The sequence below is a fragment of the Leeuwenhoekiella sp. A2 genome, assembly GCF_047946655.1.
Lineage (GTDB): Bacteria > Bacteroidota > Bacteroidia > Flavobacteriales > Flavobacteriaceae > Leeuwenhoekiella.
In genome coordinates this window covers 2668028-2686853 of record NZ_CP172311.1, presented here as the reverse complement: position 1 = coordinate 2686853, position 18826 = coordinate 2668028, and the positions used below count along the sequence as shown (strand labels likewise).

Here is an 18826-nt window from a genome sequence, read left to right as displayed (position 1 = left end):
ATTATTTAACCAAATAATTAGGACATCCAAAACATCTTGAGTCCATATTGAATTGGTAAGTCAATGAAAGTTCATAAATCCCTCCCGTTCTTCCTATTTGCGTTGTATTTAAATCATAAGACAATCCCAACCTAAAACTATCTAACTGCAATCCTGTAAATAAATTTACAGAGGTTAGTAACTGGCTACTTTGATCATTTTTAGAAGGATTAGTAACAGCTGTTGCTCCAAGAAATATTTTCTGAAACAATAGAGATGCGCCAATATCTAATCTATTATATGCTCCTTGTTGCATGTAATTTGAAGTGATTAACATCTTAGTCTTAAAAGGAAACGTTCTTATATCTATATAATCAGCAATTAAGAATTCATATCCTGCGCTTAAGGACAAAAACATATTTAAAGGAACATTTCCTTCTTCTGTAAAAGATATGTCGGGTCTGTTAAGATGCTTAAGTGATAAGCCAACCCATGCCTCATCATTCTGCAATACCATCCCTGCCGTAAAATCAAAATAATTCACTTTATCTTTAAGAATTGCTGTATCTAGTGAATTGGGATTAATAGTTCCTGAAAAAACATTGATCTGATCTTGTAAAAGCAAGTTTTGAAAACCAAAGCTCTTTTGCCCAAACCCTATTTCGATTGCTGGTCTAAAATACCAGTTATCACTTATTTGAACACGATAGGCATAATTTGCCATTACTTCAGAAAGGCTATAGCCTGACCCATTCTCTCGGTGATTAAGCACACTCACTCCTACCCCGCTATGCACAGTGGGTAACCAAGTATTCACAAAACCATATTCTGTATCAACTCTAAGATCTAGCGCTGGCCACTGGGTTCTATGAATGACGCCCACATAAGTAGTTTCTAAAAATCCACTGAAGCCGGGATTTAAAGATTCAGGAATGAGGAAGTATTGTGTGAATACAGGGTCCTGAGCACTCATTTTTGAAAAACTGCACCCCAGAAGAAAAAGTAAGATATATTTATAGTTCATATTCTTATTTAATACACTTAAACACTCCCCCTTCTTCCACCTCTACACCTGTTATAGTCATTCCAGTCACAGTGTAATAATAATTGCCATTTTCAGCTTCATTGCCTTTAATATTGCCATCCCAACCCTGTAGATCAGAACCTGTTTCAGAATAAATCATGCTCCCCCAGGTATCATATATATTCAGAGTAATAGTTGTAAGACCTCTATAAACGGGGGCGAAATAATCATTCATCCCATCACCATTAGGTGTAAATGCATTAGGAATAATTATATTATAGCTGTTATTGAGGTTTATAGTATAGCTATATGTTTTAATACATCCTGAAGAATAAGTAACACTTTGTATTACCTCATAGCTTTCTTCATTAGCATATATATGAGATGGATTATCTTGATTTGAAAAAGTTCCATCACCAAAATTCCAGTACACTTCTATATAATCGCCAGATGAAGTATTTGTGAACTGTATAGGATCATTAATCGAAAAAGAATCGGTATTTCTATAACTTTCAGAATCTAAATCAAAGGAAGCTTCTCCTATTTCTGGCAAATCAACCATATAAGTATAAATAGCAGAACATCCATTACCATCTGTGACTTCAAGAAATATTTCACCATTTTGAATAGTTGACATAATTTCGTCATTATCTCCCCTCACATCACCAGAAGACCATGCAAAATCATATGGCTCAGTACCACCACTCACCTCTGCCTGAAAATTCTGTACAATCATGTTATTATTACAATCATATGACGTATCAGTCTGAACATTTAAAACTAAAGGTGTCAGGACTTCAATAGTAAAAGAATCGCTAACTTCACATCCTGCAGCATCTGTAACATTAACTATGTAATTTCCCGCAGGTACTTCCATAAGATCTTTCGCAGTATTTCCATTAGACCAATGATAAGTGTAAGGCTCTGTACCCCCAGCCATATCTAATATAACATCCCCACCTTTTTCTACATTGCAAGCTGGAATTGATGTTACAGTTCCATTCACACTTAAAACATCAGATTCTTCAATGGTAAATAAAGCTGAAATTTGACATCCTCCGGCATCCATAACTGTTACTTTATAACCTCCGGCTGCAAGATTCTCACGTACATCTCCTGTTTCGGCACTATCATCCCAAATAATTGAAAGTGGCTGTTCGCCTCCTGTAATATTCAATTGTATATTTCCATCATTTGCCCCGTTACATGTCACATCTCTAATAACAGGATCAATTGTAAAAACATTTGCTTCAGAAATTAATACCTGCTCATCAATTTGGCAGCCAGCACTATCAGTTACTGTAAAATTATATTGGCCTGGTAGTAAATTTTCGTAATATAAATCTGTGCCTAGTTCGCTTTCTACAGAGTAAGGCGCTGTTCCGCCTGTTATATTTAAAGTTATAGTAGCGTCATTACTACCATAGCAGCTAATTGGAGTTCTCTCAATAATTAGTATTAATTCAGCAGGCTCTATTATCGTGTAACTTGCAGTTGTTGTACAACCTGCATCATCCATAACTTCGAGATCATAAATACCTGCTTCCAAGCTTGAAATATCGGCTGTGGAGGCTGAAAATCCGTTAGGGCCTGTCCAACTGTAGGTATAACCGGTACTGCCGGGTTGACCACCGCTGACCTCAATATTCAGACTTCCGGTGGAATTGCCAAAACATGCGACATCGGTTTGTGTGGTTAATGCAATTTCTATTTCAGTAGGTGCATCGATGGTGAACGAAAGGGTTTGTGGGCCACAACCATTATCATCAGTTACCATAACTTCATAAACCCCCGGTTCCAGATTAGTTAGATCTTCCGAAGTGGAAAAAGCCGCTCCGTCCTTAGTCCAGGAATAGGTATAAGTTCCGGTTCCGCCCGTGGCGGTAATGGCTATACTTCCATCTGCAGCTTCAAAGCAGCTAACATCTGTTTCTAAATCCGCTGCAAGCACTAATTCAGCTGGTTCGGTAATCGTGTAACTTGCCGTTGTTGTACAGCCCACATCATCCATAACTTCGAGATCATAAATACCTGCTTCCAAGCTTGAAATATTGGCTGTGGAGGCTGAAAATCCGTTGGGGCCTATCCAACTGTAGGTATAACCGGTAATGCCCGGTTGACCACCGCTGACCTCAATATCCAGACTTCCGGTGGAATTGCCAAAACATGCGACATCGGTTTGTGTGGTTAATGCAATTTCTATTTCAGTAGGTGCATCGATGGTGAACGAAAGGGTTTGTGGACCACAACCATTATCATCAGTTACCATAACTTCATAAACCCCAGGTTCCAGATTAGTTAGATCTTCCGAAGTGGAAAAAGCGGCTCCATCTTTGGTCCAGGAGTACATGTATGTTCCGGTTCCGCCGGTGGCGGTAATGGCTATACTTCCATCTGCAGCTTCAAAACAGCTTACATCTGTTTCTAAATCCGCTGCAAGCACTAATTCAGCTGGTTCGGTAATCGTGTAACTTGCCGTTGTTGTACAGCCCACATCATCCATAACTTCGAGATCATAAATACCTGCTTCCAAGCTTGAAATATTGGCTGTGGAGGCTGAAAATCCGTTGGGGCCTATCCAACTGTAGGTATAACCGGTAATGCCCGGTTGACCACCGCTGACCTCAATATCCAGACTTCCGGTGGAATTGCCAAAACATGCGACATCGGTTTGTGTGGTTAATGCAATTTCTATTTCAGTAGGTGCATCGATGGTGAACGAAAGGGTTTGTGGACCACAACCATTATCATCAGTTACCATAACTTCATAAACCCCAGGTTCCAGATTAGTTAGATCTTCCGAAGTGGAAAAAGCGGCTCCATCTTTGGTCCAGGAGTACATGTATGTTCCGGTTCCGCCGGTGGCGGTAATGGCTATACTTCCATCTGCAGCTTCAAAACAGCTTACATCTGTTTCTAAATCCGCTGCAAGTACTAATTCAGCTGGTTCGGTAATCGTGTAACTTGCAGTTGTTGAACAACCTGTATCATCGGTGACTTCGAGATCATAAATACCTGCTTCCAAGCTTGAAATATCGGCTGTGGAGGCTGAAAATCCGTTGGGGCCTATCCAACTGTAGGTATAACCGGTAATGCCCGGTTGACCACCGCTAACCTCAATATCCAGACTTCCGGTGGAATTCCCAAAGCATGAGACATCGGTTTGTGTGGTTAATGCAATTTCTATTTCAGTAGGTGCATCGATGGTGAACGAAAGGGTTTGTGGGTCACAACCATTATCATCAGTTACCATAACTTCATAAACCCCAGGTTCCAGATTAGTTAGATCTTCCGAAGTGGAAAAAGCGGCTCCGTCCTTAGTCCAGGAATAGGTATAAGTTCCGGTTCCGCCGGTGGCGGTAATGGCTATACTTCCATCTGCAGCTTCAAAACAGCTTACATCTGTTTCTAAATCCGCTGCAAGCACTAATTCAGCAGGCTCTATTATCGTATAACTTGCCGTAGCCGTACAGCCCGCATTATCGGTGACTTCGAGATCATAAATACCTGCTTCCAAGCTTGAAATATCGGCTGTGGAGGCTGAAAATCCGTTGGGGCCTGTCCAACTGTAGGTATAACCGGTACTGCCCGGTTGACCACCGCTAACCTCAATATCCAGACTTCCGGTGGAATTCCCAAAGCATGAGACATGGGTTTGTGTGGTTAATGCAATTTCTATTTCAGTAGGTGCATCGATGGTGAACGAAAGGGTTTGTGGACCACAACCATTATCATCAGTTACCATAACTTCATAAACCCCAGGTTCCAGATTAGTTAGATCTTCCGAAGTGGAAAAAGCGGCTCCGTCCTTAGTCCAGGAATAGGTATAAGTTCCGGTTCCGCCGGTGGCGGTAATGGCTATACTTCCATCTGCAGCTTCAAAACAGCTAACATCTGTTTCTAAATCCGCTGCAAGCACTAATTCAGCTGGTTCGGTAATCGTGTAACTTGCAGTTGTTGTACAGCCCACATCATCCATAACTTCGAGATCATAAATACCTGCTTCCAAGCTTGAAATATCGGCTGTGGAGGCTGAAAATCCGTTGGGGCCTGTCCAACTGTAGGTATAACCGGTACTGCCCGGTTGACCACCAGTCACGGTTGTCTCTATTGAACCGTCCTTTACGCCAAAACAGCTAATATTTGTTACAACCTCATTTATGTCAATCTTAGCCAAAACAGTTACTTCTCTAAAGAATGAGGGTCCTGCACATCCATTAGTATAGGGAATAATCGTGTAGACAAGAACACTTGAATTTCCTGTAGGATTGATATTAGTCAAGGTCTGACTAAATTCTGCTTGAGGCGTCGTCTCTGCGGTCGCTCCTGTGACCGTTCCTATTGGAGTAACAAAAGGCAAATCCCATGTGTAAAGAGTTACAGGCGGTGGTGCACTGCCATCCTGATTCAAAGGGATATTTATAAATGTTTCTCCTGAACAAACTTCCATGCGTTCAAAACCAATATCTGCTACTTGTTGTGCATTTATAGAGGCTACATCAGAAATTAAGGGAGAACAACTAGTAGGAGTAAAATTAATAATGCAGTAATAATAAACAGTTCCTTCAATTGCACTGGGGGTATAGCTTGCAGAAGTAGCTCCCGCTATAAGAGTACCTGATGTATTATCATCTATATTATTCATGTACCACTGGTAAGAAGGAGTACCTGTTGATGTATCATAGGCAACTGTCAGATCTTCTAAATCGTCGCTATTACTACCACAAATAGCCTGAGATTGAGGTTGCTCAGTAAAAATAGGTTTTTCTTCTATGCTAATAGTTACTGTGCCACTTTGATTTTGAGAATCACCAGCATCATCAATTACATTTAGAAGTTCATATATATAGGTTCCTGAAAGAGCACTATTAACCGGCAATACCGCAGAATCTGATCCTACAGCAGATGTTATTGTCTCAGGGGCACCACCATTTACAGAATAAGTAAAAGTATATGGTGAGCTTCCTGCTGCACCTGTAAAAGTAACTTCTGGATCTGGTGAATCATTCTGGCAAAGACTTGTGCTCCCACTTATGGTTGCAGTAGGTAAGAGAAAATCTGGATTTACTAAAAAAGAGAGATCTTCAGCAGAAGAGCGACCTAAGTCTAATCTTCTCCCCCGATTACCGGTAAAAAGACTCAAGCCTAATAAGCCAGCTATTAAAACAAGAAAGCAAAATTTTTGCATGGGGTATTTTCAATTTTGCGGGAAGAAGTTCTAGCGTAATTTAATTACAACTATTATTATCATTAAATATCTTATGTTATTTCTTTAAATATTAACTGTTCATCTTCTAATGTAACTGACGTACTGTATTTATTTTTTAACATAATTTTATTCATGGCAAAATCTCACTTTTATAACTTAAAACCTAGCTAAAAATCATAAATATTGATTTTTAACACTGCGAATTAAAAGCCTCTCGCTTAAGAATTAAATGTCCACAAATCATAATAATTAAATTTAAATGAAACTTTAGCTGTTGAATTCATTGTTATTCATGAAATTACTTTTTTTTCTGAAATAAGATATTCGTAATTTAGAAAGGTATTTTTTTCGATAATTCAATACCAACCAACCTAAATAAACATAAATGACAACCAGAAGAAACTTTTTAGCCCAGACAGGTGCAGTAGCCATGGGCACTTTAATTCTACCCTCTTTTTCATTTACAAGTCGCACAGAAAAAGATCTGGGCGTACAACTCTATACATTTAGAGATGCTATGCAGGCAGATGCAAGAGGCACACTTGAGAAAATTGCCATCTTAGGTATTACACAAATAGAAAGCGCAAGAAGCCAAAAAGGAAATTATTATGGGCTCACCCCCAAAGAAATGAAACAGGTTTGCAAAGATCTGGGTATGACCCTTAAAAGCGGGCATGTGCATATGGACGAAAATTGGGAAGACACCATGCAGCAGGCTGTTGATTCTGGTCAGGATTATTTAATTGTTTCTACTATGCCGTCTGAAGGACAGACAATTGATAATTATAAAAAAGTAGCTGAAGCTTTTAATAAAGCGGGAAAACAATGTAAAGATCGTGGACTCAAATTTGGTTATCACAACCACAATTACGAGTTTGACAAAGTTGATGGCAAAGTACTTTACGACGTACTGCTCGACAATACAGATGCAGACCTTGTACATATGGAACTTGATCTGGGCTGGGTCGTGGCTTCGGGCAATGACCCGATGGATTATTTTAACCGCTATGAGGGACGTTTCCCGCTGTGGCACTTAAAAGATATGGATCTGGCCAAAAAAGAAAGTACAGAATTTGGTAAAGGCGGCTTGCCGCTTGCAGATATTTTAGACCATAAAAAAGAATCTGGTTTAAAATACATTTTTATAGAACAGGAAGAATATGCAGACAATCCTTTTGACAGTATGCAATACAATCTTGATTATTTAAAGCAGATGTAATTCAATTAAATAGTCAGGAACATGCCTGTTTACAGGCGAAAACGGGGTGAAGAAGTTCATCCCGTTTTTATTTTTAAAATTCCCAGCCCTACTTTATTTAAATTGCAGTGATGAAAGCAGCCTCTGTCGCAATAATTAAAAAAGATCTTAAACATCGTTCACAGGAAGAACTTGTAGAACTGGTTTTACGCTTATCAAAATTTAAGAAAGAAAATAAAGAACTGCTAACCTATTTGCTCTTTGAGGCAGATCATGAAGAAGGTTATATTGAGATAATAAAATCGGAAATAAATGACCAATTTTCGGCCATAACAAGCAAAAACTACTACTACATCAAAAAAAGCATACGCAAGATACTACGGGAAACTAAAAAGTACATTCGCTATAGCGGAAATAAAGAAACAGAGGTCATTTTATTACTGCATTTCTGCGAAAAACTTCAAGAATTTAAGCCCTCTATTTCGCGCAATACTACACTCAAAAATCTCTACGATCGCCAGTTAGATCTCATTAACCGAAGGATTGCAGCACTACATGAAGATTTGCAGTATGATTACCTAAGAGAACTTGAGGCTTTAAATTGAACTATCCACAATACAATCATACATTACTGAAATTCAATAATTTAACCACGCCAAATGATAAATTGCTTATATTTAACAAGTTATTTAGATAAATAACTAAAAACTCCCCTTTTTCGCTTCTAAAATAGTATCCCTTTTTATCATTGTTTTTAATGAATTCAAGATTTGGATATGCACTATTTTCTGCCTTTCAGTTTAATCACGTCTACTTCAGGTTATACTCTTTCCGCAAGTTCATTAAGCTTTTCCCCTATTTATTATTCCGCACATGCAAGCTTTTCAAAATGTAAACACTCATAACAATTACAAATATTTACAATTATGAAAACCCTCATTTTTTTAGTACTCGCAATATTTATTTACTCAGGCTGTGAAGACAAAAAACCAGAACGCTACACCCAGCAGTCACCAGAAATAGCCACTTACAAAAAGGTCATAGCTGCTTATGAAAATCAGGATTGGGAAGAGTTGATCAGTCATTATGCAGATACTGCAAAAATCATGAACAATGTTACCGAAGAGAACGGACTCACTATTTCACAACTTGTTGATCAGGATAAAGAAGACGCTTCAATTTTTAGAGATTGGGACTTTGTAGATAAAGATTCAGAATATGAAATGGTTCTTACAGACAAAGGCGAGACCTGGGTAAATTTCTGGGGATTATGGCAGGCTACTTTGCAAGCTAACAACAAACAATACAAGATACCTGCGCACATCACTGCTCGCTTTGTTGATGGCAAGATCGTAAAAGAATTTGGCTACTGGGACATTTCTGAAATTACCACAGACATGCAGACCATGCAAGATACAATCCTGGTCCCAGAACCAATAATAGATTAACCATCAACAGCGTTTCCAGACCAATAAAAAATCGCCATAAACAGTTACAAAATCGGTTAAAACATGAAAAAATCAGCTTTATTTCTATTCGTTTTCCTGTGCTCCTTCAGTATGTATTCCCAACAAAGTGCTACTGATAAAAATATAGAAATGTACACTTCAGTTTGGGATGAAATAATTAATGATGGCCAAATTAATAAAATCAACAATTCAAGTTTTGACCCAGAAGTTACACTCATTTCAAGTCCCGAAAACATTGTGGGGATTGACGCTTTTAAAACATATTATCAAAATTACCTCACGGGCTTTTCAGACATAACTTTTAACATTGTAGAGGTTTTTGGAGATGGAGATGGTGATAAAATTGTAAAACACTGGAATTTTAAAGGAACGCATAGTGGTGATTTCTTTAGCATTCCCGCTACAGGAAAAACGGTTGATGTTGAAGGCGTGACTTTAGTCAAAATGAAAAATGGCAAGATCACTCAGGAACAGGATTTTATGGATAATGCAGTGTTTTTGCAGCAATTAGGCCTTATGTCTAATCCTGAAAATATGCAGGTAATTGATAACTTATACAAATCGTTTGCTTCTGGCGATATACCCTCAGTTCTGGGGGCTATGGATCCTAAAATACAATGGAATGAGGCCGAAGGTAACAGGTACGCAAGCGGAAATCCCTACATTGGTCCTGATGCGGTTTTAAACGGAGTTTTTATCCCCATAGGTGGAGATCATGAATATTTTAATCTTACAGATATTGATTTACATGAAATGAGCAATAATCAGGTATTTGCAACTTTAAGATACAATGCAAAACTCAAAAACGGGAAAGCCTATGACGCACAGGTAGCCCATTTATGGACGTTAAATGATGGAAAGATTATAGCTTTTCAACAATATGCAGATACTAAAAAACTGGCTGAAGCAGAAAATAAATAGCAGACTATGACGACGGGAAATAACCACTGGACCAAAGAAGAATTAAAAACATACATACTGCTACTTTGCGCAAAGGCAGATCAATATGAGAGTGAAAATGAGATTGACCTCATAAGATCTAAAATTGACATTAACACTTTTGAAAAAGTTTACACAGAAATTTCTAAAGACAATGAAGAAAACAGTCTTGCTAAAATACAGGACAATATAGCCTGGCACGAGTATTCTAATATGGAGTTATCTAAGCTTAGAAAAGAGATGCACGAAGTTTTTTTGAGCGATGAAAAATTCACCATGATGGAAAGGAACATTGACCGGATATTAGACAATATTATTTACTAGAACCGGGGACAAAAACTTACAATTCTTTTATTAGAACTTCATTCTTAATGATAAGAATTTTAGTTTCTTCAAGTAGCGATTTTTCCTGCTTTAAAAACTCATTGATCTTATCTTCTGTGTCTGTGAGCTCCACCACATGAGGATGTTTAAAGTGTCTGGTTTCGCTCGTCCAGTGTATTTTCTTTTTTTCAAAATAACCTTTACTCACATTAAAATTGATTGCCTGATCCAGATCAAAAGCTTTTGCCTTTTTAATGAGCTCAGTGGCAAAATCTGACGAACTTATTTTCTTCCAAAAAGAGACGTTTTTAATTTTTTGACCGTACTCAAAATAAATTCGCACCGTAATTAAATTCGTCATTTTTTCTCCCTTTTATTTTTAATTTCAGAAAGCTGAAGTCCTTTTTCTCTCAGGTAAGTATTGTTTTTTGGGCTTCCTATGATCTGCGAGGCATAAACACCAGAATGTCCTGAAAATAGGTAAGAAACACTGCAGGCAAGCGCGATAAATACTCCAGATTCTATACCAAATAATTCAATTCCCATTACGGTACACGCGATAGGTGTGTTAGTTGCACCGGCAAATACGGCTACAAAACCCATCCCGGCAAGCAAACCCATTGGCAACGGAATAAACCAGATCAACACATTCCCTAAAGTAGCTCCTATATAGAATAACGGAGTCACTTCACCGCCTTTAAAACCAGCGCCCAAAGTGAAAGAGGTAAAAAGAAGTTTTGCCAAGAAATCATACGAATTGAGATTGATCACGAAAGAATCTACAATTGTGGGCAAACCTAAACCAATGTATTTTGTTGTGCCGATGCTATATATGGCTATTGCCAAAACAACCCCGCCAATAACCGGCCGCAACGGTGGATATTTTATATGTTTTTTAAACAAGTTGCTCCAGAAATGCGTCGATTTTGAAAAGAGCATCGCAACCAGACCGAAAATTATTCCTGCAAGAAGCGCCCACAACAAGTTTACAGGATTCATTTCGGCGACAGTATCTATATGATAATGTGTATGAGAGACATCCCACATTTGGCAAAAATAATCAGCTAAAACTGCCGCTATAAAACTGGGGATTATGGCATCAAGCCTGATTCTTCCTAATACCAAAACCTCAAGCGCAAAAATTCCGCCCGCGAGCGGAGTCCCGAAAACCGAGGCAAAACCGGCACTTATACCGGCAATTAGAACGATTTTTCGATCTCTGTTAGAGAGTTTAAAAAGTTTAGTAAAGCGATCTGCTACCGCACCACCTACCTGTACTGCAGTGCCTTCACGACCTGCAGAACCACCAAATAAATGCGTTAAGATAGTTCCGAAAAGAACCAGCGGCGCCATTCTAAACGGAATGATTTTTTTAGGAGAATGAAATTCTTCAAGTAAGAGATTGTTTCCTTTTACAACACTATCGCCATATAGATGATAAGAAAGACCAATGATAAATCCGCCCACAGGAAGTAAAGCGATGATCCATAAATGTGCTTCTCGCCAGTTGGTCGCCCATTCTAAACTTAAGAGGAAAAATGCAGAAATACTACCCGCGATCAACCCAATGAGCGTACAAATTGCAATCCATTTAAAAAGATAGATGAGAGACGGGAATTGCTCTATTGAGGTGAGAAAATTTTTAAGTTTTTTTATTTCCATTTTGCCTTATATACATGAGTTCTACCTTGGCATTTGCCAGTAAAAGTAGAAGTCATCAGTCCTAAAAAGAACAGTTCAAGGCAGACCTCATTGCCTAAAGAACAGCAAAAATAAGATAAAAATTCAAAAACTTCAGAATAGGCGCCTTTTTCAGATTATTGAGGTTAAATAAGTTCTTCAACTGAAATAAATTTCGCAAGCGGCATTACTTCAAAATTTAATTTTATTCATTTATATTTATTGATATTCAGCCAGTTAATAAATTATATTGTGTTCTTTAGAAAATTAAAGCGCGTACTCATAAAAGAAAATCGTTTCACTAAATACCTGCTCTACGCCGTGGGCGAAATTCTTCTTGTAGTTATAGGAATTCTCATCGCTCTCGAGATCAATAACGCAAATGAAGTACACAAGAACCGGGAGATTACCAATACTTATCTTGAGAATCTGGTAAAAGAGATAGACTACAACATTTATATTTTTGAAAATGCCTTTGTAAATCGATATGATGTAAAAATGAAAGGTCTCTATCTCGCCCGTGCTATCTATGAAGAAAACATTGAGATTATAGATACAACAGAAGCCGTAAAAAGTCTGGGATTGGGCGGTGTCTATGCCACGGGAATTGCAGAACCGGGGAACTCGATCTTTACAAGTCTCAACAATACCGGTAATATAAGGCTACTTGATTTTGAACTGCGCACCGCAATCCTAGATTATTATACAGATCTTAAACTGGCGCACCAGATGTCTAAAGATCAATTAAGCGGTTACAACTTACTTATGAATTCCCTGCGTCCTTATAACCCGGAAACTCCAGATTCTACAACTGCCTATTCCAGAAAATACGTTTTAGAAAAAGCGAAAACAGAAGAATTCTATCAAACTGCTAATCTCGAAATATCCAGTGCAAACCATAATTTAAGGCGCATAAAAAATATAATAGCTCAAGGCGAAAACCTCATTAAAATGATTGAAAATCGGTTAAAAGAGTGAAAAATCGGCTTATAATCTTATACCTTTATTAGCCATATTTGTAACTATTAAAATTGAATGAGCAAAGAAGAAACACATGATCTCATTGGTTTCCTTTCTGTTTTCAGTCAGGAAGTCCAAGAGCTTGTGCTCTCACTTCGCGAGTTTATTTGGGATCAATTTCCACAAGCTAACGAACTCATTTATGATAATTACAATGCGCTGGCCATTGGCTGGTCACCGTCTTTAAAATCGAGTCAGACTTTTTGTACAATTTCTATTTTTAGAACAACAATGCTGTACATTTTGGCTTTTATTGGGGCAGCGTACTCAAAGATTCCGAAAAAATACTGGTTGGTTCAGGTAAGTAATACCGGTATATTTTGGTCAAAAATCGGGAGAATTTGCCTAAAAACTACCTGATAAATCTCATGCAGGAAGCCTATTCTTTTTCACTTTCAAAAACAAAACCAGCCGATTTAAACGAACAAGGCAAAACCATCACAAAATCTATTTCTGAAAAGAAAAGGGAAAAGAAAAAGCCTTCTTGATTTTTACTGAATCTTCATATTATGAAGAAACAAAAAGCTCTTTAAGATATTTAATATTAGATTTAGCCGAATCAATTACCTCAGCAGATCTTCCGTTAAGGATCAATTTTCCCATACTTGTTGCAAAACCTTTTACCTGATCAAATTTTAATTGTGGAGGCATCGCAAGGGCATCAGGATCTGTAAAAATACTTACAAGCGCCGGTCCTTTATGAAACAAGGCTTCTTCAATTACATTATGTACTTTATCTGAATCCTGAACCGTCCATGCTTTTATATTCATAGCTTCAGCCACTCTCGCAAAGTCAGGGTTTACCATATCTGTCTGCCAATCTGGAATACCCGCGACCTGCATTTCAAGCTTAACCATACCCAGAGTTCGGTTATTAAAAATGATGATCTTGACAGGGATTTGATACTGACTTATAGTCATCAAATCACCCAAAAGCATACTTATACCGCCATCGCCACACAAAGCGATTACTTGCCTTTCCGGATGAGATAATCCCGCTCCTATCGCCATGGGCATTGCATTTGCCATAGAACCATGATTAAATGAGCCGGTAAGATATCTGTTACGTTTCCCTTTTAAATAGCGTGCTGCCCACACTGCAGACATTCCCGTATCTACTGTGAAGATCGCATCATCTGTTGCCAGGTCGTCTATTATAGCCGCAACATATTCTGGGTGAATTTTTTCTTCTTCATTCTTGCCGCGTACATAGCTTTCATATTTCTCTTCTATCTCCATGTGTACTTTACGCATTTCCTTTAGAAAGGTATCATCGGTTTTTGCTTCAACCGCAGGAAGCAATGCCTGTAAAGTAGCTTGTATATCGCCGCAATAACCATAATCTACCTTTGCTCTTCTACCTATACGCTCCGGCTTCAGATCAATTTGTACAATCGTATTTTTTTCGGGTAAATAATCTGTATATGGAAAATCTGTTCCCAGCAAAATAACCAGATCTGCCTCGTGCATAGAGAGAAATCCCGATTTTGTCCCAAGAAGTCCGTTAAGCCCAACAGCAAATGGATTTGTTTCTTTATCAAAGAATATCTTTCCTCTAAAACTAAACCCCATGGGAGCCTGTAATTTTTCGGCCAGCTGCATTACTTCAGCTTGTGCATCTTTGCAGCCGTAACCGCAATAGATCATCACCTTTTTATTAGAATTGACCACCTCGCTCAATTCTTCTAATTCTGCCTTTCCGGGAAGTATAACCGGGTTTGTATAATAATTTTTTTCAGAAGTAGTGACCGCTTCGGCCTCTGCCTCTGCAACATCGCCGGGAAGTCCTAAAACGCCAACGCCTCTTTCATTTATTGCATGTTGAATAGCGCCTTGTAAACCATGAATTGCCTGCGTAGGCGTATTTGCCATAAAGCAGTACTTGCTGCAGTCGTCAAACAATTTAACCACATTAGTCTCCTGAAAGTTTACCGTACCCAATTTATTTGTAGTAATTGTAGAAGCAATCGCGATCACCGGATTTCCAGAGCGATTAGCATCATAAAGTCCGTTGATTAAATGTACGTGCCCGGGACCGCTACTTCCCATGCAACAACCTATACCGTTGAGTTCTGCATCCATAGAAGCAGCATAAGCCCCGGCTTCTTCGTGTCGCACATGCACCCACTGTATACTGCCATCTCTGCGTATCGCATCATTTACAGGATTTAAACTGTCACCGGTAATGGCATAAACTCTTTTCACACCCGCTTTAACCAGCATTTCTACAAGAACATCTGCAACACTTTTAGCCATATCAATAGTTTAGGATTCGTGAATCTTTTGACTAAAGTTATCGCTTATCTCATTCAGGAGGTGTTAATTAACTCGTAAGAATAGAGCGTTGAAATGTTAATCGTTATGATTTGTAGTATCTAAAGCCATTCTTAAAATACTTACGGGATGCAAAGCCTCTCGCTGTGTGCCGTCTTTTATTTGATGACGGCAGCTCGTTCCCGGCGCGGCGATAATCGTATCTGCAGCAGCTTTGCGTACTGCGGGAAATAAAGTTTGTTCACCAATATTCATACTTACCTCATAGTGCTCTTCTTCATAACCAAATGAACCGGCCATCCCGCAGCAACCCGATGGGATAATTGTAGGCTTATAATTAGCTGGAAGATTGAGAATCGCAAATGTATGTTCTATTGAAGAAAGCGCTTTTTGATGACAATGCCCGTGTATCTTTAAAGTTTTGGCTTCGGTAGTAAATGTATCTGCAGTGATATTTCCTGAGCGCATTTCATTATGTAGAAATTCGTCAATTAAAAAGGTATTAGCGGCAATCGCTTTCGCGGAAGCGACATTTTTCACAAGCCTTGAGTATTCATCTCTAAATCCTAAAATGGCAGAAGGCTCTATCCCAATAAGCGGAGTTTCAGCTGAAACCAATTCTTTAAAAATATCAACATTTTTACACGCTACTTTACGCGCCTCTTTTAAGAATCCTTTTGAAATAAAAGATCGACCGCTCTCAGGATGCTTTACAATGCGAACCTCATAATTGAGCTTCTGTAAAAGCACGACCGCATCTTCACCTATTTGTGCATCAAGATAATTTGTAAACTCATCTACAAACAGGTAAACTGATTTTACAGGCTGCTGCGGATTATTATTTAACAGCGACTTTAATGACTTCCTAAACGTCTTTTTAGAAAGCGGCGGCAGGCTACGTTTTTTTGCAATGTGCAGCGTGCGCTTCATAAAACCAGCTGTAAGTTTGCCTTTATAGATCGCGTTTGTAAATCCCGGGGCTACAGCTGCAAACTGATTAAGATGACTGTTAAATGCAAAAGCCCTGGTGCGCATTGAGCTGCCATTTTGCTTTTTGTATTGATATTGAAATTCTGCTTTTAAAGTCGCAACATCAACGTTGCTGGGACATTCACTGGCGCAAGCCTTGCAACTTAAGCAGAGGTCAAAAACCTCATTGAGCTCTTTGTGATTAAATTTGTTCTTGACTTCAGAAGTGGTTAAAAATTCGCGTAAAGCATTTGCCCTACCGCGAGTTGTATCTTTCTCATTGCGTGTAGCGCGATAACTTGGGCACATGGTACCACCGGCAGCGGGAAGTTTACGGCAATCGCCGCTACCGTTACATTTTTCGGCGGCACGTATTATCCCTTCAGAATCTTCAAAATTAAGCAGTGTTTTTACTTTTGGCTCTTTGCGGTTGATCTCGTATCTCAGATTACGATCCATAGGATACGCGTTTACGATCTTACCCGGATTAAAAATATTTTCAGGATCAAAAATCTTCTTGATCTTCTTGACAATTTTATAGTTCTCCTCGCCTATCATAAGCGGAATAAATTCGGCTCGCACAATACCGTCACCGTGTTCCCCGCTCATAGAGCCGTTATATTTTTTTACGAGTTTAGCGACATCTGTGGTGATTTTTCTAAAGAGAACAACATCTTCCTTTTTCTTTAAATTCAAAATGGGACGTAAATGAAGCTCTCCTGCTCCTGCATGGGCATAATAAACAGCGTCTTGTTTATAGCCTTTCATTAAAGCGGAAAATTCGTTGACATACGAAGATAAATCCTCAAGCGCTACTGCAGTATCTTCTATACAAGCCACAGCTTTGCGATCACCTACAATATTACCCAGCAAGCCTAATCCTGCCTTTCTCAACTCCAGCGCCTGGTCTATCTGCTCCCCGTGCAATGGCGGAAAAGCATACGCCAAACCCGATTTTTGTAGTGTTTCCGTTAGTTTTTCTGCCTGCGCAATCGCAGTTTTTAAATCGGCTGCGCGCACTTCCAGCATTAAAATAGCTGCAGGATCACCCTGAATGAAGAATCGGTTTTTCTGCTGCTCGCGGTTATTAAGCGTACAATCAAGAATCACCTTATCCATCATTTCGCAGGCGTACAGATTGTGTTTCATCGCTGGCACAACAGCCTGTAAACATTTCTCAATACTTTCAAAATGGGCGGCGACCATCACGCCATGTTCAGGCGGCAGCTCATCCAGTTTTAAAGTTACTTCTGTGGTAAAAGCCAGCGTACCTTCACTCCCGGCAAGCAGTTCACAGAAATTAAATTGCTTCTCATGCTCATCAAAAACCGCGGTATCGATTAATTTATCGATTGCATAGCCTGTATTTCTGCGATGAATCTCAGGTTTTGGGAATTCATCGGCTATTTTTTGTCTTGTTTCAGCCGATTTTAATGCTTTATAGACCGATTTATACAGCTTACCCTCAAGTGTTTTTAACTTTCGCTTTTGCGAAAATTGAGCCGTGTTCATAGCTTCAAAAACCACTTCGCTGGCATCGCTGAGTAACGCCTTTACCTGAACTACTTTATCGCGCGTAACGCCGTATTGAATAGATGTTGTGCCTGAAGAATTATTACCAACCATGCCGCCAATCATGCAGCGATTTGAGGTGGAAGTGTTTGGTCCAAAGAAAAGTCTGTGAGGTTTCAGGAATCGGTTTAGTTCGTCCCGTATTACCCCGGGTTGTACCGTAACCGTTTTATTTTTCGCGTCAAGCGCTATGATTTCAGTGAAATATTTTGAGACATCTACTACAATTCCGTCACCTACACATTGCCCGGCGAGCGAAGTTCCTGCTGTTCTTGGTATTAATGACGTATTATTAGCTTTCGCGAAAATTATTAATACTTTAATATCTTCTACAGATCTGGGAAAGGCAACTGCGAGCGGCATTTTGCGATACACCGAAGCATCTGTGGCATAGAGTGTTTTATGTAAATCATCAAAAAAAAGTTCGCCTTCTAAAGTTACGGCGAGTTGCTCTATGGCTTTCTTCAGGTCTATCGTCATACTTCAAAAATACAATAATGATGTTTTGTGATTAACAATATCTTAAGCAAGGTTAACAAAAAATTGGCTGATGTAAGAATGCAGCGCAATAGCTCAACAATTACATTTGTCACATTAACAATTAATCAAACTAATTATGAAAAAAATCTTTTTATGCGTCCTTTTTATTGCAGGATGTTTATCGCAAACAAATGCTCAGGAAATTGCAGAGAATGCGTTGGGGCTACGCTTAGGAGATAATGATGGTTTTGGCGGGGAAGTTTCTTATCAAAGAGCTTTAAGCGAAAACAACAGACTAGAACTTGATCTGGGCTGGAGAAATGGTAACGACTACGACGCGGTAAAACTTGCCGGTGTTTACCAGTGGTTATGGAACATTGACGGCGGTTTTAACTGGTATGCCGGTGCCGGTGGTGGTCTGGGAAGTGTAGGTTATGATGCTAATTATCCCGGTCATGAAGATGACGATGAGATCTTCGTTTTTGGTGCTGGTGATATTGGGATTGAGTACAACTTTGATATCCCATTGCTGTTGTCACTAGACTTTAGACCAGAAATAGGTTTTAATGATTTTAATAACGATGTGGGTTTTGACATCGCTTTAGGTATACGTTACCAGTTTTAAGAAGATCCTGACTATTAATTATAGTGGGCAAATGAGAATGATTTGTTTAAATGCCTCTGCAAAA

At 39.0% G+C, this 18826-nt stretch carries 14 protein-coding genes and 1 riboswitch; of the genes, 8 read left to right on the top strand and 6 right to left on the bottom strand.

Going from position 1 to position 18826, the window contains the following annotated elements; genetic code table 11:
* Nucleotide 1 precedes the first annotated feature (1 nt).
* The gene (locus tag ACH3PA_RS11905; RefSeq protein ID WP_416443937.1) at nucleotides 2-1003 is read right to left on the bottom strand and encodes a PorP/SprF family type IX secretion system membrane protein; all 1002 of its coding nucleotides are present in this window, start codon (nucleotides 1001-1003) and stop codon (nucleotides 2-4) included.
* A 4-nt stretch (nucleotides 1004-1007) separates the two neighbouring features.
* On the bottom strand, nucleotides 1008-6191 hold the full coding sequence (locus ACH3PA_RS11900) for a gliding motility-associated C-terminal domain-containing protein (protein ID WP_416443939.1): 5184 nt from the start codon (nucleotides 6189-6191) through the stop codon (nucleotides 1008-1010).
* A gap of 406 nt (nucleotides 6192-6597) precedes the next feature.
* Between ACH3PA_RS11900 and ACH3PA_RS11895 the strand changes: the two genes are divergently transcribed.
* The 5 genes from ACH3PA_RS11895 to ACH3PA_RS11875 all read left to right on the top strand — a co-directional run bounded on the left by ACH3PA_RS11895 (nucleotide 6598) and on the right by ACH3PA_RS11875 (nucleotide 10142).
* Entirely contained in the window at nucleotides 6598-7431 is an 834-nt protein-coding gene (locus tag ACH3PA_RS11895; RefSeq protein WP_416443941.1) for a sugar phosphate isomerase/epimerase family protein, read from the top strand.
* A 110-nt stretch (nucleotides 7432-7541) separates the two neighbouring features.
* On the top strand, nucleotides 7542-8015 hold the full coding sequence (locus ACH3PA_RS11890; RefSeq protein WP_416443943.1) for a hypothetical protein: 474 nt from the start codon (nucleotides 7542-7544) through the stop codon (nucleotides 8013-8015).
* A 321-nt stretch (nucleotides 8016-8336) separates the two neighbouring features.
* On the top strand, nucleotides 8337-8858 hold the full coding sequence (locus ACH3PA_RS11885; RefSeq protein ID WP_416448186.1) for a nuclear transport factor 2 family protein: 522 nt from the start codon (nucleotides 8337-8339) through the stop codon (nucleotides 8856-8858).
* A gap of 63 nt (nucleotides 8859-8921) precedes the next feature.
* Nucleotides 8922-9800 (top strand): ester cyclase, encoded by an 879-nt coding sequence (locus ACH3PA_RS11880; RefSeq protein ID WP_416443947.1) that lies wholly within the window; start codon nucleotides 8922-8924, stop codon nucleotides 9798-9800.
* A gap of 6 nt (nucleotides 9801-9806) precedes the next feature.
* A complete protein-coding gene (locus ACH3PA_RS11875; RefSeq protein ID WP_416443949.1) occupies nucleotides 9807-10142 on the top strand; it encodes a hypothetical protein in 336 nt (111 codons plus the stop codon).
* A 16-nt stretch (nucleotides 10143-10158) separates the two neighbouring features.
* On the opposite strand, the gene ACH3PA_RS11870 is transcribed toward ACH3PA_RS11875, so the two are convergent.
* Together ACH3PA_RS11870 and ACH3PA_RS11865 are read right to left on the bottom strand one after the other, a co-directional pair.
* A complete protein-coding gene (locus ACH3PA_RS11870) occupies nucleotides 10159-10503 on the bottom strand; it encodes a DUF190 domain-containing protein (protein ID WP_416443951.1) in 345 nt (114 codons plus the stop codon).
* Entirely contained in the window at nucleotides 10500-11804 is a 1305-nt protein-coding gene (locus ACH3PA_RS11865; RefSeq protein ID WP_416443953.1) for a voltage-gated chloride channel family protein, read from the bottom strand. The genes ACH3PA_RS11870 and ACH3PA_RS11865 overlap by 4 nt, the downstream gene beginning before the upstream one ends.
* Before the next feature lie 39 nt (nucleotides 11805-11843).
* Nucleotides 11844-11908: riboswitch (Fluoride riboswitch) on the bottom strand.
* A gap of 166 nt (nucleotides 11909-12074) precedes the next feature.
* Here ACH3PA_RS11865 and ACH3PA_RS11860 point away from each other — a divergent pair.
* Together ACH3PA_RS11860 and ACH3PA_RS11855 are read left to right on the top strand one after the other, a co-directional pair.
* Nucleotides 12075-12800, top strand: coding sequence for a DUF6090 family protein (locus ACH3PA_RS11860; RefSeq protein WP_416443955.1), 726 nt, complete (start codon nucleotides 12075-12077; stop codon nucleotides 12798-12800).
* A 57-nt stretch (nucleotides 12801-12857) separates the two neighbouring features.
* Entirely contained in the window at nucleotides 12858-13202 is a 345-nt protein-coding gene (locus tag ACH3PA_RS11855; RefSeq protein ID WP_416443957.1) for a hypothetical protein, read from the top strand.
* A gap of 147 nt (nucleotides 13203-13349) precedes the next feature.
* Here the strand turns inward: ACH3PA_RS11855 and ACH3PA_RS11850 are convergent, their stop codons facing one another.
* On the bottom strand, nucleotides 13350-15098 hold the full coding sequence (locus ACH3PA_RS11850; RefSeq protein ID WP_416443959.1) for a thiamine pyrophosphate-dependent enzyme: 1749 nt from the start codon (nucleotides 15096-15098) through the stop codon (nucleotides 13350-13352).
* Nucleotides 15099-15194: 96 nt separating this feature from the next.
* A complete protein-coding gene (locus ACH3PA_RS11845; RefSeq protein ID WP_416443961.1) occupies nucleotides 15195-18137 on the bottom strand; it encodes an FAD-binding and (Fe-S)-binding domain-containing protein in 2943 nt (980 codons plus the stop codon).
* A 136-nt stretch (nucleotides 18138-18273) separates the two neighbouring features.
* Between ACH3PA_RS11845 and ACH3PA_RS11840 the strand changes: the two genes are divergently transcribed.
* The gene (locus ACH3PA_RS11840) at nucleotides 18274-18762 is read left to right on the top strand and encodes a hypothetical protein (protein WP_416443963.1); all 489 of its coding nucleotides are present in this window, start codon (nucleotides 18274-18276) and stop codon (nucleotides 18760-18762) included.
* Nucleotides 18763-18826 lie beyond the last annotated feature (64 nt).

Coding starts and splice junctions, on each gene's coding strand:
- ACH3PA_RS11905 (WP_416443937.1), bottom strand. CDS start 1,003: ATGAACTATAAATATATCTTACTTTTTCTTCTGGGGTGCAGTTTTTCA.
- ACH3PA_RS11900 (WP_416443939.1), bottom strand. CDS start 6,191: ATGCAAAAATTTTGCTTTCTTGTTTTAATAGCTGGCTTATTAGGCTTG.
- ACH3PA_RS11895 (WP_416443941.1), top strand. CDS start 6,598: ATGACAACCAGAAGAAACTTTTTAGCCCAGACAGGTGCAGTAGCCATG.
- ACH3PA_RS11890 (WP_416443943.1), top strand. CDS start 7,542: ATGAAAGCAGCCTCTGTCGCAATAATTAAAAAAGATCTTAAACATCGT.
- ACH3PA_RS11885 (WP_416448186.1), top strand. CDS start 8,337: ATGAAAACCCTCATTTTTTTAGTACTCGCAATATTTATTTACTCAGGC.
- ACH3PA_RS11880 (WP_416443947.1), top strand. CDS start 8,922: ATGAAAAAATCAGCTTTATTTCTATTCGTTTTCCTGTGCTCCTTCAGT.
- ACH3PA_RS11875 (WP_416443949.1), top strand. CDS start 9,807: ATGACGACGGGAAATAACCACTGGACCAAAGAAGAATTAAAAACATAC.
- ACH3PA_RS11870 (WP_416443951.1), bottom strand. CDS start 10,503: ATGACGAATTTAATTACGGTGCGAATTTATTTTGAGTACGGTCAAAAA.
- ACH3PA_RS11865 (WP_416443953.1), bottom strand. CDS start 11,804: ATGGAAATAAAAAAACTTAAAAATTTTCTCACCTCAATAGAGCAATTC.
- ACH3PA_RS11855 (WP_416443957.1), top strand. CDS start 12,858: ATGAGCAAAGAAGAAACACATGATCTCATTGGTTTCCTTTCTGTTTTC.
- ACH3PA_RS11850 (WP_416443959.1), bottom strand. CDS start 15,098: ATGGCTAAAAGTGTTGCAGATGTTCTTGTAGAAATGCTGGTTAAAGCG.
- ACH3PA_RS11845 (WP_416443961.1), bottom strand. CDS start 18,137: ATGACGATAGACCTGAAGAAAGCCATAGAGCAACTCGCCGTAACTTTA.
- ACH3PA_RS11840 (WP_416443963.1), top strand. CDS start 18,274: ATGAAAAAAATCTTTTTATGCGTCCTTTTTATTGCAGGATGTTTATCG.